Genomic DNA, 25,117 nt, shown 5'->3' on the forward strand with positions numbered 1-25,117 from the left:
GCGCGAAGGCCGACCGACCGCCTTCGCGTGGCGCGCCACGCGCGTGTGCCGCGCACCCACGTGCGCGGCGTGAAGCGGATGCACGCCGCGTTAGAGTCTTGTTCGCCGGCCGGTTAAACTCGGCGGGTCGCGCCCCGCGCGCCCCTCCCCACTCCTGTTTCAAAGCATGCACACGGTTGTCTTCGGCTGGTTCGGCATCTCCGCCGTCTGGTTCCTCCTTCTCTTCTGGCGTCTCGTGCAGGCGATGCTGCCCGGCGGCGGCGGCCTCGCCGGCCGCGGCTCGATCCGTCTGTGGCTCGGCTTCGCCGCGGTGTTCGTGGCCAGCTGCACGCTGACGAGCCCGCTGTCGGGCCCCGACACGAACGCGCTCGGCCATGCGTTCTCGGCAGGCTTCGCCCACGTGCTCGGCCCGATCGGCACGCCGGTCGCGATGGTCGTGCTGTTCTTCGCCGGGCTGCCCTGGTTGACCGGCATCGGCTGGCGACAGTTCGCCGCCTGGGTCGACACGTCGTTCGGCGTCAAGCTGTCGCGCGACGGCGGCGACGACGACGCCCGCGGCATTGCCGACCTGCCGCGCAGCGCGCTGCATCGCGACGACGACGTCGTACAGCCGACCACCGCGCACACCGTCAATTCGATGGCGCCGCGCCAGAACGGCCGGTATTCGCGTCCGACGCTGTGGAAACCCGATCCGCAGGCGCGGCCGAAGCCGCGCAGCAGCACGCCCCCGCGCCCCCACGTGGAACCCGTCGCGCCGTCGGGCTGGTTGAAGCCGACCGCGCCCCAGCGCGCGCCGACGCAGCCCGCACCGATCCCCCCGGCCAGCGCGATGCCGCCACCGACGACCGGCAGCACCGCGAGCCTGGCGCGCGCAGCGGCGAATTCGCAGGTCCCGCGCCCCGATCCAGCCCCGCTTCCCGTCGGATTCGAACCCGTCCGCCCGCGGCCGACAGCCGCGCGACCGGCGACGGCCGCGTTGAAGCCGGCTACGCCGCGTACCACGGTCACGCCGCGGCCTGCCGCCGCGCAGCCGCAGCGCCCGCCGGTACGCCCCGTCGCAGGCGCAGGTTCGGCCGGTCAGCCTGCGGATACGGCACGACGTCGTCCGGCGCCGCAAACACCGGCGCGTGCGCCGCTCTATGCATGGACGGAAAAACCCGCCGCGCCGATCGCGCCGGCACCGAGCGTGCACGACACGCTGCGCTCGATCGAGGCCAGCACCGCGCAATGGGCGACGCTGGGCGGTGCGCAGTCGGCCGGCGCCGGGCACGCTGCCGCCGCAGCCGCTACCGTGGCCGGTGTGGCCGTGGCAGCAGCCGGCGTTGCGGCGCCGGCATCGGCGGCCGCATCGACCATGCCGACCGTGCCGACCGCGCCGGCCGGGATCGCCGCCGCGACCCACGGCCTCGCCGCGCATGACGCCGCTGTGTCGCTCGCGCACGATGCGGCGCCGGCGTACGACGACAACGCACCGATCGTGCTCGACGCGTTCATGCCGGCGGCGCCCGCTGTTCATGCACCGGGTGCCGATGCGGGCACCGTGGCGCTCGACGCGGCCGCCCCGCACGCGCTGCCGAATACCGGCAGCGACGATGCCGCGTTTTCGCGTCACGCCGACGACGAGATCCGGTACGCCGACGATGCGCCTGCCGCGCCGACGCCGGGAATCCCGCCCGCACCCTCACCCTCGTTCGACGCGCCCATCGACCTCGCACCGTGGGAAGACCTCGCCAGCCGGCCGGTTTCCGCGTTCGACGCATCCGCGTGGAACCCGGCCGCCGAGTCGTCGACGGACGCGACGGAATCGGAACCGGCCGATGCTGCCGCCGCGCAACCCAGGCGCGAGGCGGCTCGCGACATCGCCGCGAGCAACCTGCCGGCGCCCGTCGATAACGACGACAGGTACACGGCGCAACCGGCTGCCGCAATCGATCACATCGCATCGGCCCGCGTACCGCAGGGCATCGACGATGCGCACGCCGACGTGAAAACGGCCGGGAACATCGCTCCGTTCGCTGCCCTCCCCTCTTCGCCGATCACCGAAACGACGTCACGCGCAAGTGCCGAAGCCTGGCCGTTTGCGGCGGTGTCGGCAACGTCGGGATCGGCCGCGTCGGGTGCAGCACCGGAAGCCGTCAAGGCGGACGCAGCAGAACCTACGGCACCGCCGTCGGCAAGCGCTCAGGGCTCCATGCCGGCAGCGGAATGGACTTGGAAACCGTCGACGGCGCAATCTGCCCCGACGAGTGCGACCGTCGCCGTGGAATTGCCGAAATCGCCGGTCGCCGCTCAACCGTTTGCCGCCGCAACGCAGACGGCTTCGGCTGCTGCGTCGCCGCTCGTCGGCACCGCTCAAGGCTTGGCCGCGCAAGCACCTGCATTCGCTTCGGGGACATCGCCTGTCGCCGATTCCGCTTCGATGGATCGCGTGACCGGCACGACATCCGGTTCGTCTGCTCAGTCGCCTGCGTCGGCATCGACCGCTGCATCAGTCGCGTCGACATCCGCAATCGGCGCAACCGGCGCTGCGTTGGCTTCGCTTTCGCAGCCGGCCGCATCGGCATCGACCGCTGCATCGGGTGCAACAGCATCCTCAATCGGTGTAACCGGTACTGCGTCGGCTTCACTGCCGCAGCCGGCCGCATTGGCATCGACCGCTACATCCGCCCCATCGGCAACCCCGGTCGGCGTAACCGGTACTGCATCGGCTTCGCTTTCGCAGCCGGCCGCATTGGCACCGACACCTGCATCCGCCCCATCGACATCCCCGGTCCGCGTAGCTGGTACTGCGTCGGCTTCGCCTTCGCAGCCGGCCGCGTCGACATCGACCGTTGCATCGGTTGCGTCGACAGCCCCGGTCAACGAAACGGGCACGACTTACGGTTCGTTCCCCCGTGCATCGATGCCCACATCGCCCGTCGTGACTCCGTCGACGGCCGGCACGTCGGCTTCGACATCCGGTTCGACCGCGCCCGCATCGGCTCTCGCACCGGCGCTCGCCACCGCGATGCCCGTGAACACCGCGTCCGGCTCGCCCGCGCCGACGCAGGCCAATCCGGCAAGCTCATCGACGGGTACGACATTCGGCACGTTCGGCACCTCCGGCGCGGTCGCACCGCAGCCGGCCACAAGCCTGCCCGTGCCTTCGGCCGTTTCCGACACGACGGCACCGCCCCCCGGCGCCGTCGCACCGATCACGTCCGCCGCAGCGACTCCGGCGCAACCGATCTCCGGCTCGCCCGTCGCTCCGACCGGCTCGCTGCCGTCCTTCGGGGCAACCGCCGCGACACCGACTCCGTCGATCGCTTCCGCACCTGCCGCGATCGAAGCCACGACGTTCGCAGCCCCGCCCGCCCCCACCCCGGCCTCGTCGCCGGCAAGCTGGCACGTGCCGAACGTCGCCGCGACACCGGCAGCCGCAGCCCCGCAACCTGCCACGACAATCCCCGGCGCGAGCCTGTCCGCACCGGCGGCGGTCACGCCCGTACCGGCAATTCCCGCTGCCCCGCCGGCAGAAGCGACCGCCGCCGCGGCAACAACCGAACCCGCCGCCCCGGCCCCCGACACCCCCGCCCGCCCGCCGCGCCCGAACGCGTTCGAATTCCACGCGCCCGCGACGTTCAACGTCGAACTGCCGACCCTCGACCTGCTCGAACCCGCGTCCGACGACATCGAAACGATCACCGACGAACACCTCGCGCAAACCGCGCAGGTCATCGAACAGCGGCTGCAGGAATTCAAGGTGCCGGTAACGGTGGTCGGCGCATCGGCCGGCCCCGTGATCACGCGCTTCGAGATCGAACCCGCGCTCGGCGTGCGGGGCAGCCAGATCGTCGGGCTGATGAAGGACCTGTCGCGCGGCCTCGGCCTCACGTCGATCCGCGTCGTCGAGACGATTCCCGGCAAGACCTGCATGGGCCTCGAACTGCCGAACGCGAAGCGCCAGATGATCCGCCTGTCTGAAATCCTCGAGTCGCGCCAGTACCAGCACTCGGCCTCGCAACTGACGATCGCGATGGGCAAGGACATCACCGGCCATCCGGTCGTCACCGATCTCGCGAAGGCGCCGCACATGCTCGTCGCGGGCACGACGGGCTCGGGCAAGTCGGTCGCGATCAACGCGATGATCCTGTCGCTGCTGTACAAGGCGACACCCGAGGACGTGCGGCTCATCATGATCGACCCGAAGATGCTGGAGCTGTCGGTCTACGAAGGCATCCCGCACCTGCTCGCGCCGGTCGTCACCGACATGAAGCTCGCGGCCAACGCGCTGAACTGGTGCGTCGGCGAGATGGAGAAGCGCTACCGGCTGATGTCGGCCGTCGGCGTGCGCAACCTCGCGGGCTTCAACCAGAAGATCCGCGACGCCGAAGCGAAGGAAAAGAAGATCGGCAACCCGTTCTCGCTGACGCCCGAGGACCCCGAGCCGCTGTCGACGCTGCCGCTGATCGTCGTCGTGATCGACGAGCTCGCCGACCTGATGATGGTGGCCGGCAAGAAGATCGAGGAACTGATCGCCCGTCTCGCGCAGAAGGCGCGCGCGGCCGGCATCCACCTGATCCTCGCGACGCAGCGCCCGTCCGTGGACGTGATCACGGGCCTCATCAAGGCGAACATCCCGACGCGCGTCGCGTTCCAGGTGTCGTCGAAGATCGACTCGCGCACGATTCTCGACCAGATGGGCGCCGAATCGCTGCTCGGGATGGGCGACATGCTGTTCCTGCCGCCGGGCACCGGTTACCCGCAGCGCGTGCACGGCGCATTCGTCGCCGACGAGGAAGTGCACCGGATCGTCGAGTACCTGAAACAGTTCGGCGAACCGCAGTACGAGGAAGGGATCCTCGACGGCCCGGCCGCCGACGGCGCGACGCAGGACCTGTTCGGCGATGCGCCGGACGCGGAAGCCGATCCGCTGTACGACGAAGCCGTCGCGTTCGTCGTGCGCACGCGGCGCGCGTCGATCTCGTCGGTGCAGCGGCAGTTGCGCATCGGCTACAACCGCGCCGCACGGCTCGTCGAGCAGATGGAGGCGGCCGGGCTGGTGTCGCCGATGGGCATCAACGGCAGCCGCGAGGTGCTCGTGCCGGCCGCGGCCGACTGAGCGCGGCGGCGGCGGCCGTCCACCGATGCGGGCCACCGGGAAACCGGCCGCCCCGGAAAGCAAAGGGCGCTGCATCGGCAGCGCCCTTTGTCATTTACTGCACCGGCACCAGCTTGAAGTCGACCGGCTTGCCGACCGCCACCTTCTGCGGATTCGGGCCCAGTTGCCCCGTTTCCACATTGCGGCTGAACACGTAGAACGTATCGCTGTCCTGGTTGCCGACGATCAGCCACTTGCCGGTCGGGTCGATCAGGAACTCGCGCGGCGTCTTGCCGAGGCTCGACTGGCGGCCGACGGGCTTCAACCGGCCGTCGGCCTGGTTCACCGCGTAGATCACCAGGTCGTTCGCATCGCCGCGGTTGCTCACGTAGAGGAAGCGGCCGTCAGGCGACAGGTGGATCGCACCGCCGCCGACCTTGCCCTTGAAGCCCGGCGCGGTCATCGATACGGTCTCGACCGGCGTCAGCTTGCCGTCGTGGTAGCCGAACACCTCGACCGCCGCGTTGAGCTCGCTCGTCACGTACGCGTACCGGCCGTCGGCGCTGAACACCATGTGACGCGGGCCCGAACCCGCCTTGACCGGCGTGTAGCGCGTGTCGGTCGGGCTGATCAGCCCGCGGCTGCCGTCCACCGTGTACCGGTAGCCGTAGACCTTGTCCGCGCCGAGATCCTGTACGAACAGGTAATGGCCATCCGGCGAAAACACCGTCGAATGCACGTGCGCGCCGTCCTGACGGCCCTTCACGGGCCCCGTGCCCTCGTGGTGCACCGTCAGCACGGCCTGGCCGACCGCGCCGTCGTCGCGCAGCGGAAACACCGCGAAGCTGCCGCCCGGATCCTTCGCGACCGAATAATTGGCCGTCACGAGGTACTTGCCGTCCGGCGACAGCGCGAGATAGCAAGGATCGTTCCCTTCCGACGACACGCGGTCGATGAAGCTCAGCGCGCCCGTCTTCGCGTCGAAACGGAAGGCGCTGACGCCGCCGCGCTGCGACGCCGGCCCGTCGTCGCCGGGCAGTTCGTTGACCGCGTAGACGGTACGACCGTCGCGGCTCGGCAACAGATACGACGGATTCACCGTCTTCGCCGACGACACCGGCGCAACGCTGCCGGTTTTCGTATCGAAGCGGTAAACATAGATCCCGTCGCTGCCGCCGCCCGTGTAGGTGCCCACGAGCAGGTTGTACACGCCGTCGGCCGGAGCGGGCGATTGCTGCGCAAATGCATGGGTCGCGGAAAGGGAGAGCACGATCGCGAAACCTTTCATCCAGTGAGCGAGCCTAAGCGGGAACCCTCGTGTCGAAGCGCGTGCGTCACGCTCGCGTAAACGGTTGGGCATTGAATCCTCCTTGCATCGAGTCGCTTCAAGTGTTGAGATAGGACGAAACGCCGGCCGTTCATGCGCTCCGCCGCCCGGCCGAGTATACGGGGCGCGGCGCCCGCGCGTGAAGCCTTGGCCGCCGCCGTCCGCATTGTGAACTCGAATACCCAAGGATCGCCTGCCCATGCCTGCCCTGATCGAAGACTACGCCCTCGTCGGCGACGGCCACACCGCCGCGCTGGTCGCCAAAGACGGCTCCGTAGACTGGCTGTGCTGGCCCCGCTTCGATTCGGGCGCCTGCTTCGCGGCGCTTCTCGGCACCCCCGAGCACGGCCGCTGGCTGCTCGCGCCGGCCGCCGATGCCGCGATCACGCACACGTCGCGCCGCTATCGCGGCGACACGCTGATTCTCGAAACCGACTACGAAAGCGCCGACGGTGCCGTCACGGTGGTCGACTTCATGCCGCCCGGCAACGGCTGGTCCGAGCTGGTGCGGATCGTCATCGGCCGCCACGGCACGATGAAGATGCGCATGGAGCTCGTGCTGCGCTTCGACTACGGTTTCTCGATTCCGTGGGTCACGCAGCTGACCCGCGAGGACGGCATGAAGGCGATCGCGGGCCCTGACACCGTCGTGCTGCGCACGCCGGTGCCGCTCACCGGCAAGAACCTCCATACGCTCGCGGAATTCACCGTGAACGCCGATGAACGCGTGCCGTTCTCGCTCAGCTATGCGGCGTCGCACATGCGGCTGCCGCCCGCACGCGATCCGCTGTCGATGCTCGCGCGCACCGAGAACTACTGGCTCGAATGGTCGGGCCGCTGCCAGGTGCAGGGCCGCTACGCGGCCGCCGTGCGCCGTTCGCTGATCACGCTGAAGGCGCTGGCGTACGAGCCGACCGGCGGGATCGTCGCGGCGCCGACCACGTCGCTGCCCGAGAAGATCGGCGGCAATCGCAACTGGGACTACCGCTACTGCTGGCTGCGCGACGCGACGATCACGCTGCTCGCGCTGATGCGCGGCGGCTACTACGACGAGGCGCGCGCGTGGCGCACGTGGCTCGGCCGCGTGATGGCGGGCTCGCCCGAACAGATCCAGATCATGTACGGGATCGCCGGCGAACGCCGGCTGCCGGAAATGGAACTCGACTGGCTGCCCGGCTACCAGGACTCGAAGCCGGTGCGCGTGGGCAACGGCGCCGCGAACCAGCTCCAGCTCGACGTGTTCGGCGAGGTGATGGCCGCGCTGCACCTGGCGCGCGTGGGCGGCCTGCAGGCCGACGACACGGTGTGGTCGGTGCAGTGCGCGCTGCTCGACCATCTCGAGAAGATCTGGCAGGAGCCCGACGAAGGCATCTGGGAAACGCGCGGCGGCCGCCGCCATTTCACGTTCTCGAAGGTGATGGCGTGGGTCGCGTTCGACCGCGCGATCAAGTCGGCGGAGATGTTCCGGCTGCCCGGCTCGCTCGACCGCTGGCGCGCGCTGCGCGAGCAGATCCATGCCGACGTGTGCAACAACGCATGGCACGAAAGCAAACGGGCGTTTGCACAGAGCTACGGCAGCGACGAACTCGACGCGAGCGTGCTGCTGATGCCGCTGCTCGGCTTCCTGCCGCCGGAAGATCCGCGCATCGTCGGCACGGTCGAAGCGATCGAGCGGGAGTTGCTGCACGACGGGCTCGTGATGCGCTATCGCACGACCGAATACGACGACGGCCTGCCGCCCGGCGAAGGCACGTTTCTCGCGTGCAGTTTCTGGCTGGTCGACAACTATGCGCTGCTGGGCCGGATCGACGACGCGCACCGCCTGTTCAGCCGGCTGCTCGCGCTGTCGAACGACCTCGGGCTGCTCGCCGAGGAATACGACCCGGTGGCCGGGCGGCTCGTCGGCAATTTCCCGCAGGCGTTCTCGCACGTGGCGCTCGTGCATACCGCGATGAACCTGATGCACCACGAGGACGCGATGGCGCGCGCGGCCGGCCAGCCGGCGCCGGCCGTCGCCACGGGGCGCTGAACGGGGCGCGAGCGGCTTGTTCAGAGAACGTCAAATCGCAAAACTTTGATGAAAAATCGGGGAAATGTTGCATTGCACCACCCATCGTTGTCCGATATGATCGACGCGATTGTCCGGCTGCAGTGCAACATGGCCGGCCGCTGACCCACACGGCACGCCGCGACGCCTCACGCCGCCCTTGCGCACCGTCCCCCACGCGGGAGTAGTCTGCATGCTTTACCAACTGCACGAATTCCAGCGAGCCATGCTGAGCCCGCTGACGGCCTGGGCCCAGGCCGCGTCCAAATCGTTCGCCAATCCGTCCAGCCCGTTCTCGCTGATGCCCGGCGCGCCGCGGATGGCCGCCGCGTACGAGCTGATGTACCGGCTCGGCAAGGATTACGAGAAGCCCGAGTTCAACATTCACCAGATCGTCAAGGACGGCCACAACATCCCGATCGTCGAGCAGACGATCGTCGAGAAGCCGTTTTGCCGGCTGCTGCGCTTCAAGCGCTATTCGGACGACGCCGACGCCGTCACGCAGCTGAAGGACGAGCCGGTCGTGCTGGTCTGCGCGCCGCTGTCGGGCCACCACTCGACGCTGCTGCGCGACACCGTGCGCACGCTGCTGCAGGATCACAAGGTGTACATCACCGACTGGATCGACGCGCGGATGGTGCCGGTCGAGGTGGGCCCGTTCCACCTGCACGACTACATCGCATACATCCAGGAATTCATCCGTCACATCGGCGCGCGCAACCTGCACGTGATCTCGGTGTGCCAGCCGACGGTGCCGGTGCTCGCGGCGATCTCGCTGATGGCGAGCCGCGGCGAGGACACGCCGCTCACGATGACGATGATGGGCGGCCCGATCGATGCGCGCCGCAGCCCGACGTCGGTGAATTCGCTCGCCACGCAGCACTCGACCGCGTGGTTCGAGAACAACGTGATCCACACGGTGCCCGCGAACTACCCGGGCGAAGGCCGCCAGGTGTATCCGGGCTTCCTTCAGCACACGGGTTTCGTCGCGATGAACCCGGAGCGGCACGCACAGTCGCACTGGGATTTCTACCAGAGCCTGCTGCGCGGCGACGAGGAAGACGCCGAAGCGCACCGCCAGTTCTATGACGAATACAACGCGGTGCTCGACATGGCCGCCGAGTATTACCTCGAGACGATCCGCATCGTGTTCCAGGAATTCCGGCTGGCCGAGGGCACGTGGGATGTCGAAGGCGAGCGCGTGCGTCCGCAGGACATCAAGCGTACCGCGCTGATGACGATCGAAGGCGAACTCGACGACATCTCCGGCAGCGGCCAGACGCACGTCGCGCACGAGCTGTGCACGGGCATCCCGCAGGACCAGCGCCGCAGCCTGACCGCCGAGAAGTGCGGTCACTACGGGATTTTCTCGGGCCGCCGCTGGCGCACGATCATCTATCCGCAACTGCGCGACTTCATCCGCGAGCATGCGCCGGAGCCGAAGCACGGCGCGACGAAGGATGCCGCGGATGCGCCGGCGCCCAAGACGCTCTCCGCCGTGCCGACCAGCCATGCGCCGCTCGAAACGACGCGCGCCACCGCGGCGAAGCGCACGCGCGCGAAGGCCCCCGCCAAGGCAGTCGCAGCGGCGCCGGCCAAGGCCGCACCGGCCGCGAAACGCGCCGCCGGCGGCCCGCGCGTCAAGGCCGTGCGTACGCGCAAGGCCGCCTGACGCACCGCGTTCCGACGAAAAAACGCCGCCGTTGCCTGCGCACGGCGGCGTTTTTGCATCCTTCGACCGCTTCGGCCGGCCGGTGCGTCAGCGACGCAGCAGATACGCGAGCAGCAACTCGGTGTTCATGCGGACCATCTCGGCGCGTTCGTCGGTGTCGGTGAAATCGCGGCCGAGCGTCGCGGCGAGCGTGAAGCGGTTCGACACGATGTAGTAGCCGAGCCCCGACAGCGTCACATAGAAGCGCAGCGGATCGACGTCGGTGCGGAACAGCCCGGCCTTCTGGCCGCGCGTCAGCACGTTGCCGAGCTTCGCGACGATCGGCGACATCATCTCGCGGATCCGCGTCGACTTGTGCAGGTAGCGCGCTTCGTGCAGGTTCTCGTTGTTGATGAGCCTGAGCAGTTCCGGATGGTCGCGGTAGTAGTCCCAGACGAAATGCGCGAGCCGCGTGACGGCTTCCACCGGCGCGACGCCGTCGAGGTCGAGCACGCGCTCGGCCTCGGTCAGCGCGGAGAACGCGTGTTCGAGCACGGCCGTGAACAGCTGCTCCTTGCTGCCGAAGTAGTAATAGAGCATGCGCTCGTTGGTTTCGGCCCGGCGCGCGATCTGGTCGACGCGCGCGCCGAACAGCCCTCCACTCGCGAACTCTTCGGCTGCCGCCATCAGGATGCGGCGGCGCGTACCTTCAGGATCTCTTTTGATTTTTGGCTGATTCATGGTGGCGTTTTGCTATGTGAGCCGCTTGATCCGGACCGGCACCCCCACCGCCTCGGCGCCGGCCGCCCTGGAACGGGCGCGCCGCGGGCGGCCGCCCTCCTGCTGAGCCCCTGCAAAAAAGCGGTTCGATTATGCGCACAGACGGCGTCCAGCGCAATGCGGGAAATCGGCGATAATCGAGCTTTGGCAAACCTTTCCGGCCGCGCCCGAAGCGGCCGAGAGCCATTCGGCGCCGCTGCGCCCGTTGTCACCGTGACCGACTCCAAAACACTCGCGGATCGCATCGAAGATCTGCTTCCCCAGACGCAATGCACGAAGTGCGGCTATAACGGCTGCCGGCCGTACGCCGAGGCGATCGCCGCCGGCGACGCGAACTACAACCAGTGCCCGCCCGGCGGCGCCGAAGGCATCGCGCGCCTCGCGGGCCTGCTCGGCAAGCCCGTGATTCCGCTGAACCCCGTGAACGGCAGCGAGCATCCGCGCGCCGTCGCCTTCATCGACGAAAGCCTGTGCATCGGCTGCACGCTGTGCATGCAGGCGTGCCCGGTCGACGCGATCGTCGGTGCGCCGAAGCAAATGCATACGATCGTCGAGTCGCTGTGCACGGGTTGCGACCTGTGCGTGCCGCCCTGCCCGGTCGACTGCATCGCAATGCTGCCGGTGACCGGCGAACGCACCGGCTGGGACGCGTGGTCGCAGGAACAGGCCGATGCCGCGCGCGAACGCCACGACCTGCGGCTCGCGCGCCAGCGCCGCGAACGCGAAGCCGCCGAAGCGCGCGCGGCCGCACGCCGCGCGGCCAGCGCCGCGAAGCCGGCCGCGGCCTCCGCGGGAACGCCATCCGCCGCACCGGCCGCGGATGACGCCGAAGCGAAGAAGCGCGCGATCATCGCCGCCGCGCTCGAGCGTGCGCGCAAGAAGAAGGAAGAACTGTCCGGGCAAGGTGCCGGGCCGAAGAACACCGAGGGCGTGAGCGCGGCCGTCCAGGCGCAGATCGACGCCGCCGAGGCGCGCCGCAAGCGGCTCGCGGAACAGCAGGCCCAACGCGACGCCGAAGCGGCGGCCGCGAGCGGCAACGACGAAGAAAACGACGCAGGCAACGACGGCCCGTCCGCACCGCCCGACCAGAACGCTCCATGAACGCCAGCAAACGACGCGCGATCTACGAAACGCTGCAGAGCCTCAATCCGCATCCGACCACCGAGCTCGAATACTCGACGCCGTTCGAGCTGCTGATCGCCGTGATGCTGTCCGCTCAGGCGACCGACGTATCGGTCAACAAGGCGATGCGGAAGATGTTTCCGGTCGCGAACACCCCGCGACAAATCGTCGCACTCGGCGAAGAAGGCGTCACCGAGTACATCAAGACGATCGGCCTGTACCGGACCAAGGCGAAGAACGTGGTCGCGACGTGCCGGATCCTGCTCGACCGCTACGACGGCGAGGTGCCGGCCGATCGCGAAGCGCTGGAAGGCCTGCCGGGCGTCGGCCGCAAGACCGCGAACGTCGTGTTGAACACCGCGTTCGGCCAGCCGACGATCGCGGTGGACACGCACATCTTCCGCGTTGCGAACCGCACGGGGCTCGCGCCGGGCAAGGACGTGCGCGCCGTCGAGGCCGCGCTCGAGAAGTTCACGCCGAAGGAGTTCCTGCAGGACGCGCATCACTGGCTGATCCTGCACGGGCGCTACGTGTGCAAGGCCCGCAAGCCCGAATGCTGGCATTGCGCGATCGAGCCGCTGTGCGAATTCAGGCCGAAGACCCCGCCGCCCAACGAGTGACGCGCAACCGCGGCCGGCCTGCCGCAAGCCGCCGGACGCCATGCGGCCCGACGCTCGACGCACGCCCCACCGGCCGCCCTCCGCCGGCAAACCGCGGCCGCGACAGCGCGTAGCCATCCGCGCCGCCGATTCCCCCTTCCCGACTATGCGTTGGACGTCGCGGTCGCATCGTCGGCCGCCGCGCCGCCCGCGCGCACCAGCGCCAGCACGGCAGCCAGGATCGCGACGCCGCCCGCCCACTGCAGCGGCGACAGTGCCTCGCCGAACAGCAGCGCCGCCAGCGCGACCGTCACGACCGGTTCGAGCGTCGACAGCATCGACGTGCGCGCGGCCCCAAGCCGTTCGAGCCCCGCAAAGAACGCGATCATCGCCGCGACCGTCGACACGAGCGCGATCGCAAGCATCGACGCCCAGCCGCCGGCCGTCGCGGGCCAGCGCGGCGGCGCGCCGAACGCCGTGGTCCGCACGACGGCGATCGCCACGAGCGTCGCGGTCGCCGACAGGCAGATGATCGCGGTGGTCGCGAGCGGATCGACGCCGCGCGTCGCCTTCGTGCCGCCGACGATGTACAGCGAATAGATCACCGCGGCGGCCAGCGCGAGCGCGATCCCGAGCGGCTCGCCATGCCCGCCGCCGACCATCAGCGCCGAACCCGCGACGCACAGCACCAGCGCGACGGCCTTCGCGCGCGTGAGGTGCTCGCCGAGCCACCACGCGGCCAGCAGCGTGACGAAGGCCGGATACAGGTACAGCAGCAGCGCGACAAGGCTCGCCTGCGCGTGCTGCAGCGCGCTGAAGTAGCAGAACGACTGCCCGACGTAGCCGAGCGCGCCCATCGCCACGAGCGGCGCGAGCGCGCGCCCGCGCGGCCACGTGACGCGGCGATGCCGTGCGATCGCGGCGAGCACCGCGCCGCCGATCGCGAAGCGCACGATCAGCAGCCCGAGCACGTCGACACCGGCCGCATACGCGTAGCGGCCGAAGATCGCCATCGCGCCGAACGCGGCGGCGGATAGCGCGACGTAAAGCGTGCCCTGCAGGGCTGCGGACGATGGGCGAGCGGTGGCGGTCATGACGGAACGGATGAGAACGGTGCGGTGACGGGAAGCGTTGGAGTGTAACGGCGCGGCGGCCGCGAGCCTAGCCCGCGCTTACCCCGCGCTTACCCCACGCTTACCCGTTACCCGGCACCGGCGGCGCACGCCACCGGCCCGCGCCGCTCACCCGCAAGGCCCGCGGGCCACCGCCGCTGCGGCCACGCGATCGCGCCAAACCCGCCGCCAGCGCCGCCCGCCGACCCGGCGTACAATGCGCGACGCGGCATCAAGCCGTCCGAATCACGACGTTTCCCCACCATGTTCAATCCAAGCCGCGACGAAGTGCGTCGCTTTTTCACCGAGACCTGGCGCAAGCAGCGCGCCGGCGAGATCCTGACGCCGCTGGAAGCGATGGCAGCCGACTGGATCGTCGAGCATCCCGAATACCACGACGAACTCGCCGACGCCGATGGCGCCACCGCGCGCGAGTACACGCCCGAGGAAGGCCGCACGAACCCGTTCCTGCACCTGTCGATGCATCTCGCGATCAGCGAGCAGTTGTCGATCGACCAGCCGCCCGGCATCCGCGCCGCGCACGACAAGCTCGCGGCGAAGCTCGACTCGACCCACGACGCGCAGCACGTGATCATGGAATGCCTCGGCGAGACGATCTGGGAAGCCCAGCGCACGAACACGCCGCCCGATACCGACGCGTACCTGCAGCGCATCCTGCGCCGCGCATCGCGCGACTGAGCACCGCCGCGGCGCGCCGCGGGCGCCGGCGCGCGGGTAAAAAAATACCCCGCCAGGGCGGGGTATCCTTGCTGCGCGGGCCCGCCGGGCCCGTCGCGCTTACTTCTTGAACACGAGATCGGTCTCTTTCAGCGACTCGATGTAGGCCGCGATGTCCTTCATGTCGCTGACCGACAGGCTCTGCACCTGTGCCTGCATGATCGCGTTGTTGCGGCCGAGCAGCGGATTCGTCAGGCCCATCTGGTACTGGCGCATCGCCCACACGAGGTAGTCGGCATGCTGGCCGGCGAGGCGCGGATATTCGGCGTTGATCGGCTTGTTCATCTGCGCGCCGTGGCAGGCGGCGCAGTTGTGCGATTCGACCAGTTCCTTGCCCTTCGAGATATCCGCCGCGTGCGCGGTACCGATCGCGAGGCCGGCCGCCAGTGCAACCGCCGCCGTCTTGAATGCGTTGTTCATGAATGCTCCTGTCCCGCCGAGAGATCGGCGGCGCGCGCTTACTTGTAGGGGTTGTCCTTCGAGTCGGCCTTCTGGGCGGCGTAGTACGCCGACAGATCCGCGATGTCCTGGTCCGTCAGCGAACCGGCGATCGCATTCATCGACGGGAAGTGACGATCCTTCTTGCGGTAGGCCTTCAGCGCGTTCTCGAGGTATTGCTGGTTCTGGCCGCCGAGGACAGGCACCCGGTAGACCTCCGGGTACGCCGCGCGGTAGTCCTGGATGCCGTGGCAACCGATGCACATGGCGACCTTGCTCGCCCCGTCCTTCGGGTTGCCGACCACACCGGCCGCCTGCGCGCTGCCCGCGAGCGCCACGAGCGCTGCGACAACGACGTGTTTGCCGACGAATTTGTTCATAGCTCTTGTAACCTAGCTTGAGGGGAAACTGGCGCCGAAGCGGCAACGGCCCGCGCCGTTTTGCTTGTCGGTCGCCACGCAGGCCAAAAAAAACGGCCAGATTGTACCGCGTCGGCGGGGAACCCGTCCACAAGGCGCCCCGCCACAGTCCCGCAACGATACGCGGGCGCGGCCCAACCGGACAGCCCTTCTGACTTATACTGGGTTTTTTTCGCGATTGAGAAGAGCGCCGCCATGCGTTTCGAAGGGTCCTCGCACTACGTCGCCACCGACGATCTGAAGCTCGCGGTCAATGCCGCGCTGACGCTGCAACGCCCGCTGCTGATCAAGGGCGAGCCCGGCACCGGCAAGACCATGCTCGCCGAGGAAGTGGCCGCCGCGCTCGACATGCCGCTGCTGCAGTGGCACATCAAGTCGACCACCAAGGCGCAGCAGGGCCTGTACGAATACGACGCCGTGTCGCGGCTGCGCGATTCGCAGCTCGGCGACGAGCGCGTGAAGGACATCTCGAACTACATCGTCAAGGGCGTGCTGTGGCAGGCGTTCGACGCCGAGCACCCGAGCGTGCTGCTGATCGACGAGATCGACAAGGCCGACATCGAATTCCCGAACGACCTGCTGCGCGAGCTCGACCGGATGGAATTCCACGTGTACGAGACGCGCGAGACGGTCCGTGCGAAGCACCGCCCGCTCGTCATCATCACGTCGAACAACGAGAAGGAGCTGCCCGACGCGTTCCTGCGCCGCTGCTTCTTCCACTACATCCAGTTCCCCGACCCGTCGACGATGCAGAAGATCGTCGCGGTGCACTTCCCCGACATCCGCGAGGAGCTGCTGCGCGCCGCGCTCGAGAGTTTCTTCGAATTGCGCGGCGTATCGGGCCTGAAGAAGAAGCCGTCGACGTCCGAGCTGCTCGACTGGCTGAAGCTGCTGCTCGCCGAGAACATCCCGGCCGACGCGCTGCGCGGCGCGGACGCGAAGCAGATCGTGCCGCCGCTCGCGGGCGCGCTGCTGAAGAACGAGCAGGACCTGAGCCTGCTCGAGCGGCTCGTCTACATGAACCGGCACAACCGGTAATCCCCCCTCACCCGCGAAGGCCCGGCCATGCTGCTCAATTTCTTCTACGCGCTGCGCGCAGCCAAGCTGCCCGTCTCGGTGAAGGAATACCTGACGCTGCTCGAATCGCTGAAGGCCGGGCTGATCTCGCCGTCGATCGACGCGTTCTACTTCCTCGCACGGATGACGCTCGTCAAGGACGAGCAGTACTTCGACAAGTTCGACCAGGCGTTCGGCGCGTATTTCCACGGCGTGTCCGCGCTGCCGTCCGAAGCGTTCGACATTCCGCTCGACTGGCTCGAAAAGCGCCTCGAGCGCGAGCTGTCGCCGGAGGAGAAGGCGCAGATCGAGGCGATGGGCGGGCTCGACAAGCTGATGGAGCGCCTGAAGGCGCTGCTCGACGAGCAGAAGGAGCGCCACGAAGGCGGCAACAAGTGGATCGGCACCGGCGGCACGTCGCCGTTCGGGCACGGCGGCTACAACCCGGAAGGCGTGCGCATCGGCGGCCCGTCGAACGGCAACCGCACCGCGGTCAAGGTGTGGGAGGCGCGCGCATACCGCGACTACGACGATTCCGTCGAGATCGGCACGCGCAACATCAAGGTCGCGCTGCGGCGGCTGCGCCGCTTCGCGCGCGAAGGCGCGGCCGAGGAGCTCGACCTGCCCGGCACGATCCGCAGCACCGCCGCGAACGCGGGCTGGCTCGACCTGCGGATGGTGCCCGAGCGCCACAACAACGTGAAGGTGCTGATGCTGCTCGACGTCGGCGGCTCGATGGACGATCACATCAAGCGCACCGAGGAGCTGTTCTCGGCCGCGAAGGCCGAATTCAAGCACCTGGAGTTCTTCTACTTCCACAACTGCGTGTACGACCACCTGTGGAAGAACAACCGCCGCCGCCACTCGGAACGCACCGCGACGTGGGACGTGCTGCACAAGTTCACGCCCGACTACAAGCTGATCTTCGTCGGCGACGCGACGATGAGCCCGTACGAAGTGCTGCAGCCCGGCGGCTCGGTCGAATACAACAACCCGGAAGCCGGCGCCGTTTGGCTGCGCCGCCTCGCCGACCAGTTCCCCCATCATGCATGGCTGAACCCGGAGCCCGAGCGGCTATGGGAATACCGGCAGTCGGTCGCGGTAATCCGCGACCTGCTCGGCCATCGCATGTATCCGCTCACGCTCGCGGGCCTCGAAACCGCGATGCGCGCACTCAGCAAGTAACGACACCCACCAAGACACGAAGGTCGCCTCCGAGCGGCCTCCCCCCGGAGATAGCATGAACCCCTCGCCCACCGCGAGCGCCAGCCGCGCCGGCGGCCGCCGTTTTTTTGCCGATACGTCCGTGTCCGCGCTCGTCGCCGGCTTCGTCGCGATGATGACCGGCTACACGAGCTCGCTCGTGCTGATGTTCCAGGCCGGCCGCGCCGCCCACCTCACCGATGCGCAGATCTCGTCGTGGATCTGGGCGCTGTCGATCGGCATGGCGCTGACGACGATCGGCCTGTCGCTGCGCTTTCGCGCGCCCGTCGTCGTCGCGTGGTCGACGCCCGGCGCCGCGCTGCTGATCGCGTCGCTGCCCGGCGTGCCCTACCCGGAGGCGATCGGCGCGTTCGTCGTCTGCGCGGTGCTGCTGACGGCCGTCGGCGTGAGCGGGCTGTTCGACACGCTGATGCGCAAGATTCCGGCCGGCATCGCCGCCGCCCTGCTCGCGGGCATCCTGTTCGAGATCGGCATCGAGATCTTCCGCGCCGCGCAGTTCCAGACCGCGCTCGTGCTCGCGATGTTCTTCACGTACCTGATCGTCAAGCGGCTCGCGCCGCGCTATGCGATTCCGACGACGCTGATCGTCGGCACGGCGGTGGCCGGCGGCCTCGGCCTGCTCGACTTCAGCGGCTTTCACATCGCGTTCGCGAAGCCCGTGTTCACGATGCCGGCGTTCTCGATCGCGTCGATCGTCAGCATCGGCATTCCGCTGTTCGTCGTCGCGATGGCGTCGCAGAACGTGCCGGGCATCGCGGTGCTGCGCGCGGACGGTTATCAGACCCCGTCGTCGCCGCTGATCGCGACCACCGGCCTCGCATCGCTGCTGCTCGCGCCGTTCGGCTCGCACGGCGTGAACCTCGCGGCGATCACGGCCGCGATCTGCACGGGCCCGGAAGCGCACGAGGATCACGCGAAGCGTTACACGGCCGCCGTGTGGTGCGGCATGTTCTACCTGGTCGCCGGCGTCTTCGGCGCGACAATCGCCGCGCTGTTCGCGGCGCTGCCGAAGGCGCTCGTCGTGTCGGTCGCCGCGCTCGCGTTGTTCGGCTCGATCATGAGCGGCCTCGCGAACGCGATGCAGGACGTGAAGCAGCGCGAAGCCGCACTCGTCACGTTCATGGTCACCGCGTCGGGCCTCACGCTGCTGTCGATCGGCTCGGCCTTCTGGGGGCTCGTCGCGGGGATCGTCACGCAAGTGATCCTGAACGCGCGCCGCCCCGCGTAATGCGGCACGGCGCTCGCCGGCCATGCCAAAACGTGCTCGACGCGAATCGGGCCTAGAATGATGGCTTGGAAGCGGCGCCCGGCGCCGCTTCGCTTCGCCGCCGCGCTCGCGCGGCCCGTGAGAACCCGGCGCCTTGCGCCCTTCTTCCGAATCGCCATGACTACCGCACTCGACCAGCTGAAGCAGTACACGACCGTCGTCGCCGACACGGGCGATTTCCAGCAGCTTGCGCAATACCAGCCGCAGGACGCGACCACGAACCCTTCGCTGATCCTGAAGGCCGTCCAGAAGGACGCGTACAAGCCGATCCTCGAGAAAACCGTCCGCGATCATCGCAACGAAAGCACCGACTTCATCATCGACCGCCTGCTGATCGCATTCGGCACCGAGATCCTGAAGCTGATCCCGGGCCGCGTGTCGACCGAGGTCGACGCGCGCCTGTCGTTCGACACCCAGCGCTCGATCGACAAGGGTCGCGAGCTCATCAAGCTGTACGAAGCAGCCGGCATCGGCCGCGAGCGCATCCTGATCAAGCTCGCGTCGACGTGGGAAGGCATCCGCGCGGCCGAAGTGCTGCAGAAGGACGGGATCAAGTGCAACATGACCCTGCTTTTCTCGCTCGTGCAGGCCGCCGCCTGCGCGGAAGCCGGCGCGCAGCTGATCTCGCCGTTCGTCGGCCGCATCTACGACTGGTTCAAGAAGCAGGCAGGCGCGGAGTGGAATGAAGAGAAGGACGGCGGCGCGAACGATCCGGGCGTGCAGTCGGTGCGCCGCATCTACACGTACTACAAGACGTTCGGCTACAAGACCGAAGTGATGGGCGCGAGCTTCCGCACGACCAGCCAGATCACCGAACTCGCCGGCTGCGACCTGCTGACGATCAGTCCCGATTTGCTGCAGAAGCTGCAGGACAGCAACGAGACGGTCACGCGCAAGCTGTCGCCGGAAGCGCTGCACGACAAGCCCGCCGCGCGTGTCGCGATCGACGAGGCAGCGTTCCGCTTCCAGCTGAACGACGACGCGATGGCAACCGAAAAGCTCGCCGAAGGCATCCGCGTATTCGCCGCCGATGCGGTGAAGCTCGAGAAGCTGATCGACTCGCTGCGCTGAGCCGCGATACGCGTCAGCAGCTGTCGGCAACACTGACAACAGCCGTCAGCAAGCGCGGCGCACACGGCCGCGAACGTCATGTTCGCGGCCGTTTTTATTTTTCATTCCATCGTCAAGCACGCGCACTACAATCCACGTCACGGGTGCGGCGGCCGCCTCCCGATGCCCCCCTTTTCCCGGTCAGTCTTGTTCGACGCCGAACCCGCGCAGATGCGCAGGCCGGCTCATCACAGGAGACAACGATGCAAGTTCAACCGTACCTGACGTTCTACGGTCGCGCCGACGAAGCCCTTCAGTTCTACGAAAAGGCACTCGGTGCGAAGACGATGTTCAAGATGCACTTCAAGGACGCGCCGCCGAATCCCGACTACCCGATGGCGCCGGAGATGGGCGACAAGGTGATGCATGCGAGCTTCACGATCGGCGACTCGATGATCATGTGCTCGGACGGCGACTGCAGCCAGCCGGCAGGCGCCGCGCACGCCGGCTATTCGCTGTCGCTGAACCCGGAGACGGTCGAGGAAGGCCAGAAGCTGTTCAATGCGCTCGCCGACGGCGGCGAAGTGACGATGCCGTTCGGCAAGACGTTCTGGGCGCTCGGCTTCGGGATGGCCAAGGATCGCTTCGGCGTGCACTGGATGGTCAACGTCGAAGACCTGTCGCAGCGCGAGGAGCTCGCGAAACGCGCGCAGGGCTGACGCAGGAAAACGCCCGCCACCTCACGGTGGCGGGCGTTTTCGTTACCGCGCGTCGTCCGTCTCAGCCTTCGACGACGTCGAGATAGTCCTCCGGCCGCGTGCGATCCTCCGCATGCGCCATGCCCATCACGCGCACCAGCACGCTCACCACCACCGCCACCACCAGGTTCACGATCAGCGACCACACGGCCGCGTAGCCGGGAATCGCGAGACCGAACAGGTGGATCGTGAAGATCGATCCGGCCAGCTTCAACGAAATCGCCATCCACGTGCCGCACACGATGCCGGCCGCCCAGCCGGCCAGCAGGCCGCGATGGTCAAGCACGCGCGTGTAGAGGCCGAGCACGATCGCGGGGAGCGTCTGGATGATCCAGATCCCGCCGAGCAGCTGCAGCTGGATCGCATAGGTCAGCGGCAGCCCGAGGATGAACGCGACCGCGCCGACCTTCACGATCAGCGACACGAGCTTCGCGACGTGCGTCTCCTGCTCGTGCGACATGTTGCGGTTCACGAACTCGCGGTGAATGTTGCGCGTGTACAGGTTCGCGGCCGCGATCGACATGATGGCCGCGGGCACCAGCGCGCCGATGCCGATCGCCGCGAACGCGACGCCGACGAACCACGACGGGAAATACTCGAGGAACAGCGCGGGCACCGCGAAGTTCGGGCCGAACGCCTTGAAGTACGGCGCGTACTGCGGCATGTCCTTCACGCCCGCCGCGAGCGCCATGTAGCCGAGCAGCGCGAGCAGGCCGAGCACGAACGAGTACGCGGGCAGCATCGCCATGTTGCGGCGGATCGAGTTGCCGGACGACGACGACAGGATCGCCGTGACCGAGTGCGGATACAGGAACAACGCGAGCGCCGAGCCGATCGCGAGCGTCGCGTACGCGCTGTAGCCGTTCAGGCTCATCGCGTCGGGCGCCTTCAGCAGCAGCTTGGCCGGCGGCACGCTCGCGAAGATGTGTCCGAAGCCGCCGAGCTTCGCCGGGATCACGATGACCGCCGCGGCGATCGTGATGTAGATCAGGATGTCCTTGACGATCGCGATCATCGCGGGCGCGCGCAGGCCCGACGTGTACGTGTACGCGGCGAGGATCGCGAACGCGATGATCAGCGGCAGGTCGCCGACGAAGCCGGTCGTGTCGAAACCGAGCGCGCCGATCACCACTTCGATGCCGACGAGCTGCAGCGCGATGTACGGCATCGTCGCGAGGATGCCCGTCACCGCGATCGCGAGCGCGAGCATCCGGCTGCCGTAGCGCGCGTTGACGAAGTCGGCGGCCGTCACGTAGCCGTGCCGCTTCGCGATGCTCCACAACTTCGGGAACACGACGAACGCGAACGGATAGATCAGGATCGTATAGGGCAGCGCGAAGAAACCCATCGCACCGGCGCCGAACACGAGCGCGGGCACCGCGACGAACGTGTACGCCGTATAGAGGTCGCCGCCGAGCAGGAACCACGTGACGATCGTGCCGAAGCGGCGTCCGCCGAGGCCCCATTCGTCGAGATGGGCGAGATCGCCGCGCCGCCAGTTTGCGGCCAGGAAACCGATGATCGTGACGCCGATGAACAGCAGGACGAAGACGAAGGTTGCGCCGAGATTCATCGTGCACCTCCCTGCGGGCCGCTCGCCTTCCACGCGTTCTTGGTCTTGAAGTACACGAACGCGGTGATCACCGCGCTGATGAAGACCCAAAGCAGCTGGTACCAGTAGAAAAACGGAAAACCGAACACCTGCGGTTCGATCTTGCTGTACGACGGTACCCAGACCATCGCGATCAACGGCAGTACCAGCAGCCAGAGCCAGCGCTTGGCGGCCCGGTTGGCGTCGGCATCGTGAGCCATGACGTCTCCTCTTCTTTCCCGGTTATCGATCTTGTTGAGCGGGTACGGCGCCGAGAGGAGCGCAAAACGGGTAGGCTGCGGCTCCCCTGGCTTCGCGCCAGTATAGGAGCCGCGAGCACGCGGTCAAGCAGGGGCGAACCCGAGGTGATCCGCCCCTTGCCGCGTGGTTGCACCGGCCTGCCGCCGGTGCCTGAAGCGTCAGATCGCGAACGAGGTATCGCGCGCGCCGATCGTTTCTTTCAAAGCTTTCACCCACTTGCGTGCGGGCAGCTTCAGCGTGTCCTCGATCAGCTTCGCACGCGCGTCGAGCTGCGCGAACGACACGTCGAGCGCGGGGCCCGAGAACGCGATCGCGATGCGGTTGCCGTCATGCACTTCCGGCAGCGCGATCACGCGATGATCGAACGCCGCGTTCAGGTGCTTCATGTTGCGCACGAAGCTCGGATGGTCGCCGAACAGGTTGATCGTCGCGATGCCCGCGTCGGCAAGGCAGCCGCGCACCGCACGGTAGAACGCGACGCTGTCGAGCACCGGGCCGCGCGCGGTCGCGTCGTACAGGTCGATCTGGATCGCGCCCGTCGTGCCGCGGTTGGCCGGGTCGTTGACGAAGTCCCACGCGTCGGCTTCGTGCACGACGAGACGTGCGTCGTCGGGCGGCATCGCGAACATCGTGCGCGCGGCGACGATCACGGCCGGGTTCAGCTCGACGGCCTCGACCTTCGCCTGCGGGAGGAAGCGGTGCGAGAACTTGGTCAGCGCACCGGTGCCGAGCCCGAGCTGGACGATCCGCCCGGGTGTTTCGAGGAACAGCAGCCACGCCATCATCTGCTGCGCGTATTCGAGCTCGATGTGCAGCGGCTTCGAGATCCGCATCGCGCCCTGTACCCACTCGGTGCCGAAATGCAGGAAGCGCACGCCGCCCTCTTCCGAGAACGTGACGGGCGCGAAGCGCGGCTTGCGCGGCGCTTCGAGCACGGGCACGTCGTCGTGTTCGTCGATGTCCGGGCGGCGCTTCACGCGCGGCGGCTGGAGTTTTTCGGAGCCGTTATAGGAGGACGGCTTGCGATTCTTGAACGCGCGCGCCTCGGCGGACGCGCGCTTGATCAGTCGGGTCATGATTGAATCTCGCTGGATGACGCTGGTTTTAGCGGACGAGAGGATAGCATTGGTGGGGGATGGCGGCCGCGAGGCGCGCCCGGCCGCACCCGACTTCGAATCCCGTTGGCGATACACGGCATTCATCGCTCAAAGGAGGAAACATGACCTCAACCAACAGGAAGATCTGGTTTCCGGCGAAACGCTACGGATGGGGCTGGGGATTGCCGGTTGCGTGGCAGGGCTGGGTCGTGCTGGTGCTGTTCGCGCTCGGGATCATCGCAAGCGCATGGCTGGCGCCGCCTCACCGTTCACCGTTCGCCTACGGCGTGTGCATCGTGGTGCTGGTCGCACTGCTGACCATGGTGTGCTGGATCAAGGGCGAGAAGCCCAAATGGAGATGGGGCAAGGACGATTGAGCGTCGCGCACGATGGCTGCCCGCCTCGCCCCTCACGCCGCAATCAGTCGCGAATCCCCCGCCACTGCGCGAGCTTCTGCTCGAACGACAACATTGCATTCGCCGGACTCGACGAAGGCAGCACGAGCGTGTCGTATCCGGCGTGGCCGATCACGTCGGCGAACCGCCCTGCCGTCTTGCCGTTGAAGCACACGCGCTTGAGCAACGGCGCATGTTCCCGCAACGAATCGAAGTCGTTCGGCTTCGCATTCCGGATCGCCGAGTCGAGACTGCCTTTCCGATGGCATGCATCGAGGACGTCCCAGATGCCGATGCCATGCGAAAGCACGCACACGAGCCGCGCATCGTACGGCAGGTCATGAAGCGTCGGCTCGCCGAGCACCGCCCCCAGCAACCGCCAGAACTGGTTGCGCGGATGCGCGTAATACTGCGCGGCGTCGAGCGACGCCTCGCCCGGAAAACTGCCGAGGATCATCGTGTGCGTATCCGGCCCGACGACCGGCGCAAACCCCTGCAGCATCATGCGACTCCACGCGGCCCGACGGACCGGGGCCCGTCACCGTGCGCATCGAGATGACGCCACAGCGCCGGCAGCATGCATTCGGTGACCATCAACGGCTTGCCGTGACGCTGAAACACCGAGCGTCGCGCGGCGAACGCATGCGGCGCGCGCACGCCCGCGCCGAGCGCATGGCTCGCGAGCGCATACAGCGGATGGCCGGCGATCACACGCCGGCTGACGAGCGCAGAACGTTCGACCTGCGGATCGCTGTACAGCAACTCGGCCAGCGGCCGCGTGCGCAGCCGCCGCATTGCCTGCCACACGCCCTTGCTGGCCGCGAGCGGCGCGATGCTGTGCGCGGCAACAAAAGGCGTGCCGTCGACCGACAGGATCACCTCGCGCACCCACATCGGCGCGCGCGGCGAACTGGCGAGCGCGTCCGGCTCGTCGAACCACGGGCAGTCGACGGCCTCGCGCGTCACCCGCACGTTCACGCGGCCGAGCCGCGCGAGGTGCGCGGTCAGCGATCCGCCGCGCGTCAGCCAGTCGCGCTGGTCGAGCGTGCAGCCAGGCCGCGGCGTCTCGCGCCAGCCGGCCTGCCCGCCGTCGAATCGCAAGCGC

At 68.0% G+C, this 25,117-nt stretch carries 22 protein-coding genes; 12 read left to right on the forward strand and 10 right to left on the reverse strand.

What is annotated here, in order from left to right; translation table 11 throughout:
* The first annotated feature begins 166 nt into the window (after positions 1-166).
* On the forward strand, positions 167-5,101 hold the full coding sequence (locus tag E9536_RS42180; protein ID WP_136471046.1) for a DNA translocase FtsK: 4,935 nt from the start codon (positions 167-169) through the stop codon (positions 5,099-5,101).
* 94 nt (positions 5,102-5,195) lie between these two features.
* Here the strand turns inward: E9536_RS42180 and E9536_RS24900 are convergent, their stop codons facing one another.
* A complete protein-coding gene (locus tag E9536_RS24900; protein WP_027786811.1) occupies positions 5,196-6,440 on the reverse strand; it encodes a lactonase family protein in 1,245 nt (414 codons plus the stop codon).
* Between the two features lie 166 nt (positions 6,441-6,606).
* Here E9536_RS24900 and E9536_RS24910 point away from each other — a divergent pair, with 166 nt between their 5' ends.
* Positions 6,607-8,436 carry a glycoside hydrolase family 15 protein gene (locus E9536_RS24910; protein ID WP_021161258.1) on the forward strand — a complete coding sequence of 610 codons (1,830 nt, stop codon included), beginning with the start codon at positions 6,607-6,609 and terminating at the stop codon, positions 8,434-8,436.
* A 211-nt stretch (positions 8,437-8,647) separates the two neighbouring features.
* A complete protein-coding gene (gene phaZ / locus E9536_RS24920) occupies positions 8,648-10,126 on the forward strand; it encodes a polyhydroxyalkanoate depolymerase (protein WP_060349751.1) in 1,479 nt (492 codons plus the stop codon).
* Between the two features lie 87 nt (positions 10,127-10,213).
* Here phaZ and E9536_RS24925 read toward each other — a convergent pair whose 3' ends face one another.
* Positions 10,214-10,846 carry a TetR family transcriptional regulator gene (locus E9536_RS24925; protein ID WP_021161256.1) on the reverse strand — a complete coding sequence of 211 codons (633 nt, stop codon included), beginning with the start codon at positions 10,844-10,846 and terminating at the stop codon, positions 10,214-10,216.
* A 156-nt stretch (positions 10,847-11,002) separates the two neighbouring features.
* On the opposite strand from E9536_RS24925, the gene rsxB reads away from it, so the two are divergent.
* On the forward strand, positions 11,003-11,986 hold the full coding sequence (gene rsxB, locus E9536_RS24930; RefSeq protein ID WP_059697974.1) for an electron transport complex subunit RsxB: 984 nt from the start codon (positions 11,003-11,005) through the stop codon (positions 11,984-11,986).
* The gene (nth, locus tag E9536_RS24935; protein WP_042976184.1) at positions 11,983-12,627 is read left to right on the forward strand and encodes an endonuclease III; all 645 of its coding nucleotides are present in this window, start codon (positions 11,983-11,985) and stop codon (positions 12,625-12,627) included. Before rsxB ends, nth begins: the two co-directional genes overlap by 4 nt.
* Before the next feature lie 143 nt (positions 12,628-12,770).
* On the opposite strand, the gene E9536_RS24940 is transcribed toward nth, so the two are convergent.
* Entirely contained in the window at positions 12,771-13,700 is a 930-nt protein-coding gene (locus E9536_RS24940; RefSeq protein ID WP_060085995.1) for a DMT family transporter, read from the reverse strand.
* Between the two features lie 282 nt (positions 13,701-13,982).
* Here E9536_RS24940 and E9536_RS24945 point away from each other — a divergent pair, with 282 nt between their 5' ends.
* Complete coding sequence (locus tag E9536_RS24945) at positions 13,983-14,417, forward strand: DUF1841 family protein (RefSeq protein ID WP_027786805.1); 435 nt, start codon at positions 13,983-13,985, stop codon at positions 14,415-14,417.
* A gap of 99 nt (positions 14,418-14,516) precedes the next feature.
* Here E9536_RS24945 and E9536_RS24950 read toward each other — a convergent pair whose 3' ends face one another.
* Both E9536_RS24950 and E9536_RS24955 read right to left on the reverse strand, forming a co-directional pair.
* The gene (locus E9536_RS24950; protein WP_059697976.1) at positions 14,517-14,876 is read right to left on the reverse strand and encodes a cytochrome c; all 360 of its coding nucleotides are present in this window, start codon (positions 14,874-14,876) and stop codon (positions 14,517-14,519) included.
* Between the two features lie 38 nt (positions 14,877-14,914).
* Positions 14,915-15,274, reverse strand: coding sequence for a c-type cytochrome (locus E9536_RS24955; protein ID WP_021158557.1), 360 nt, complete (start codon positions 15,272-15,274; stop codon positions 14,915-14,917).
* Between the two features lie 234 nt (positions 15,275-15,508).
* Between E9536_RS24955 and E9536_RS24960 the strand changes: the two genes are divergently transcribed.
* The 5 genes from E9536_RS24960 to E9536_RS24980 all read left to right on the forward strand — a co-directional run bounded on the left by E9536_RS24960 (position 15,509) and on the right by E9536_RS24980 (position 20,629).
* Positions 15,509-16,351: a MoxR family ATPase gene (locus E9536_RS24960; RefSeq protein ID WP_021158556.1), complete on the forward strand. Its 843-nt coding sequence runs from the start codon at positions 15,509-15,511 to the stop codon at positions 16,349-16,351.
* Between the two features lie 27 nt (positions 16,352-16,378).
* Entirely contained in the window at positions 16,379-17,554 is a 1,176-nt protein-coding gene (locus E9536_RS24965) for a VWA domain-containing protein (protein WP_034190734.1), read from the forward strand.
* 55 nt (positions 17,555-17,609) lie between these two features.
* Positions 17,610-18,821: a benzoate/H(+) symporter BenE family transporter gene (locus E9536_RS24970; protein ID WP_059697979.1), complete on the forward strand. Its 1,212-nt coding sequence runs from the start codon at positions 17,610-17,612 to the stop codon at positions 18,819-18,821.
* A gap of 156 nt (positions 18,822-18,977) precedes the next feature.
* Positions 18,978-19,931 carry a transaldolase gene (tal, locus tag E9536_RS24975; RefSeq protein ID WP_027786801.1) on the forward strand — a complete coding sequence of 318 codons (954 nt, stop codon included), beginning with the start codon at positions 18,978-18,980 and terminating at the stop codon, positions 19,929-19,931.
* Between the two features lie 242 nt (positions 19,932-20,173).
* A complete protein-coding gene (locus tag E9536_RS24980) occupies positions 20,174-20,629 on the forward strand; it encodes a VOC family protein (RefSeq protein ID WP_027786800.1) in 456 nt (151 codons plus the stop codon).
* Between the two features lie 61 nt (positions 20,630-20,690).
* On the opposite strand, the gene E9536_RS24985 is transcribed toward E9536_RS24980, so the two are convergent.
* From E9536_RS24985 to E9536_RS24995, 3 genes are all read right to left on the reverse strand, one after another.
* Positions 20,691-22,241: a sodium:solute symporter family protein gene (locus E9536_RS24985; protein ID WP_059697981.1), complete on the reverse strand. Its 1,551-nt coding sequence runs from the start codon at positions 22,239-22,241 to the stop codon at positions 20,691-20,693.
* Entirely contained in the window at positions 22,238-22,480 is a 243-nt protein-coding gene (locus tag E9536_RS24990) for a DUF3311 domain-containing protein (protein ID WP_027786798.1), read from the reverse strand. The genes E9536_RS24985 and E9536_RS24990 overlap by 4 nt, the downstream gene beginning before the upstream one ends.
* A 198-nt stretch (positions 22,481-22,678) precedes the next feature.
* Complete coding sequence (locus E9536_RS24995) at positions 22,679-23,596, reverse strand: hypothetical protein (protein ID WP_060085994.1); 918 nt, start codon at positions 23,594-23,596, stop codon at positions 22,679-22,681.
* A gap of 143 nt (positions 23,597-23,739) precedes the next feature.
* On the opposite strand from E9536_RS24995, the gene E9536_RS25000 reads away from it, so the two are divergent.
* Positions 23,740-23,994, forward strand: coding sequence for a hypothetical protein (locus tag E9536_RS25000; protein ID WP_136471048.1), 255 nt, complete (start codon positions 23,740-23,742; stop codon positions 23,992-23,994).
* 43 nt (positions 23,995-24,037) lie between these two features.
* On the opposite strand, the gene E9536_RS25005 is transcribed toward E9536_RS25000, so the two are convergent.
* A complete protein-coding gene (locus E9536_RS25005) occupies positions 24,038-24,514 on the reverse strand; it encodes a DNA-deoxyinosine glycosylase (protein WP_136471050.1) in 477 nt (158 codons plus the stop codon).
* Entirely contained in the window at positions 24,514-25,113 is a 600-nt protein-coding gene (locus E9536_RS25010; protein WP_060172975.1) for a chorismate lyase, read from the reverse strand. Before E9536_RS25010 ends, E9536_RS25005 begins: the two co-directional genes overlap by 1 nt.
* Between the last annotated feature and the right edge of the window lie 4 nt (positions 25,114-25,117).

The organism is Burkholderia sp. LS-044 (assembly GCF_004803625.1).
GTDB classification, from domain to species: domain Bacteria; phylum Pseudomonadota; class Gammaproteobacteria; order Burkholderiales; family Burkholderiaceae; genus Burkholderia; species Burkholderia cepacia.

Bases quoted from the DNA above. Each gene is read 5' to 3' on its own strand.
- E9536_RS42180 (WP_136471046.1), top strand. From the start codon at position 167: ATGCACACGGTTGTCTTCGGCTGGTTCGGCATCTCCGCCGTCTGGTTC.
- E9536_RS24900 (WP_027786811.1), bottom strand. From the start codon at position 6,440: ATGCCCAACCGTTTACGCGAGCGTGACGCACGCGCTTCGACACGAGGG.
- E9536_RS24910 (WP_021161258.1), top strand. From the start codon at position 6,607: ATGCCTGCCCTGATCGAAGACTACGCCCTCGTCGGCGACGGCCACACC.
- phaZ (WP_060349751.1), top strand. From the start codon at position 8,648: ATGCTTTACCAACTGCACGAATTCCAGCGAGCCATGCTGAGCCCGCTG.
- E9536_RS24925 (WP_021161256.1), bottom strand. From the start codon at position 10,846: ATGAATCAGCCAAAAATCAAAAGAGATCCTGAAGGTACGCGCCGCCGC.
- rsxB (WP_059697974.1), top strand. From the start codon at position 11,003: ATGCGGGAAATCGGCGATAATCGAGCTTTGGCAAACCTTTCCGGCCGC.
- nth (WP_042976184.1), top strand. From the start codon at position 11,983: ATGAACGCCAGCAAACGACGCGCGATCTACGAAACGCTGCAGAGCCTC.
- E9536_RS24940 (WP_060085995.1), bottom strand. From the start codon at position 13,700: ATGACCGCCACCGCTCGCCCATCGTCCGCAGCCCTGCAGGGCACGCTT.
- E9536_RS24945 (WP_027786805.1), top strand. From the start codon at position 13,983: ATGTTCAATCCAAGCCGCGACGAAGTGCGTCGCTTTTTCACCGAGACC.
- E9536_RS24950 (WP_059697976.1), bottom strand. From the start codon at position 14,876: ATGAACAACGCATTCAAGACGGCGGCGGTTGCACTGGCGGCCGGCCTC.
- E9536_RS24955 (WP_021158557.1), bottom strand. From the start codon at position 15,274: ATGAACAAATTCGTCGGCAAACACGTCGTTGTCGCAGCGCTCGTGGCG.
- E9536_RS24960 (WP_021158556.1), top strand. From the start codon at position 15,509: ATGCGTTTCGAAGGGTCCTCGCACTACGTCGCCACCGACGATCTGAAG.
- E9536_RS24965 (WP_034190734.1), top strand. From the start codon at position 16,379: ATGCTGCTCAATTTCTTCTACGCGCTGCGCGCAGCCAAGCTGCCCGTC.
- E9536_RS24970 (WP_059697979.1), top strand. From the start codon at position 17,610: ATGAACCCCTCGCCCACCGCGAGCGCCAGCCGCGCCGGCGGCCGCCGT.
- tal (WP_027786801.1), top strand. From the start codon at position 18,978: ATGACTACCGCACTCGACCAGCTGAAGCAGTACACGACCGTCGTCGCC.
- E9536_RS24980 (WP_027786800.1), top strand. From the start codon at position 20,174: ATGCAAGTTCAACCGTACCTGACGTTCTACGGTCGCGCCGACGAAGCC.
- E9536_RS24985 (WP_059697981.1), bottom strand. From the start codon at position 22,241: ATGAATCTCGGCGCAACCTTCGTCTTCGTCCTGCTGTTCATCGGCGTC.
- E9536_RS24990 (WP_027786798.1), bottom strand. From the start codon at position 22,480: ATGGCTCACGATGCCGACGCCAACCGGGCCGCCAAGCGCTGGCTCTGG.
- E9536_RS24995 (WP_060085994.1), bottom strand. From the start codon at position 23,596: ATGACCCGACTGATCAAGCGCGCGTCCGCCGAGGCGCGCGCGTTCAAG.
- E9536_RS25000 (WP_136471048.1), top strand. From the start codon at position 23,740: ATGACCTCAACCAACAGGAAGATCTGGTTTCCGGCGAAACGCTACGGA.
- E9536_RS25005 (WP_136471050.1), bottom strand. From the start codon at position 24,514: ATGCTGCAGGGGTTTGCGCCGGTCGTCGGGCCGGATACGCACACGATG.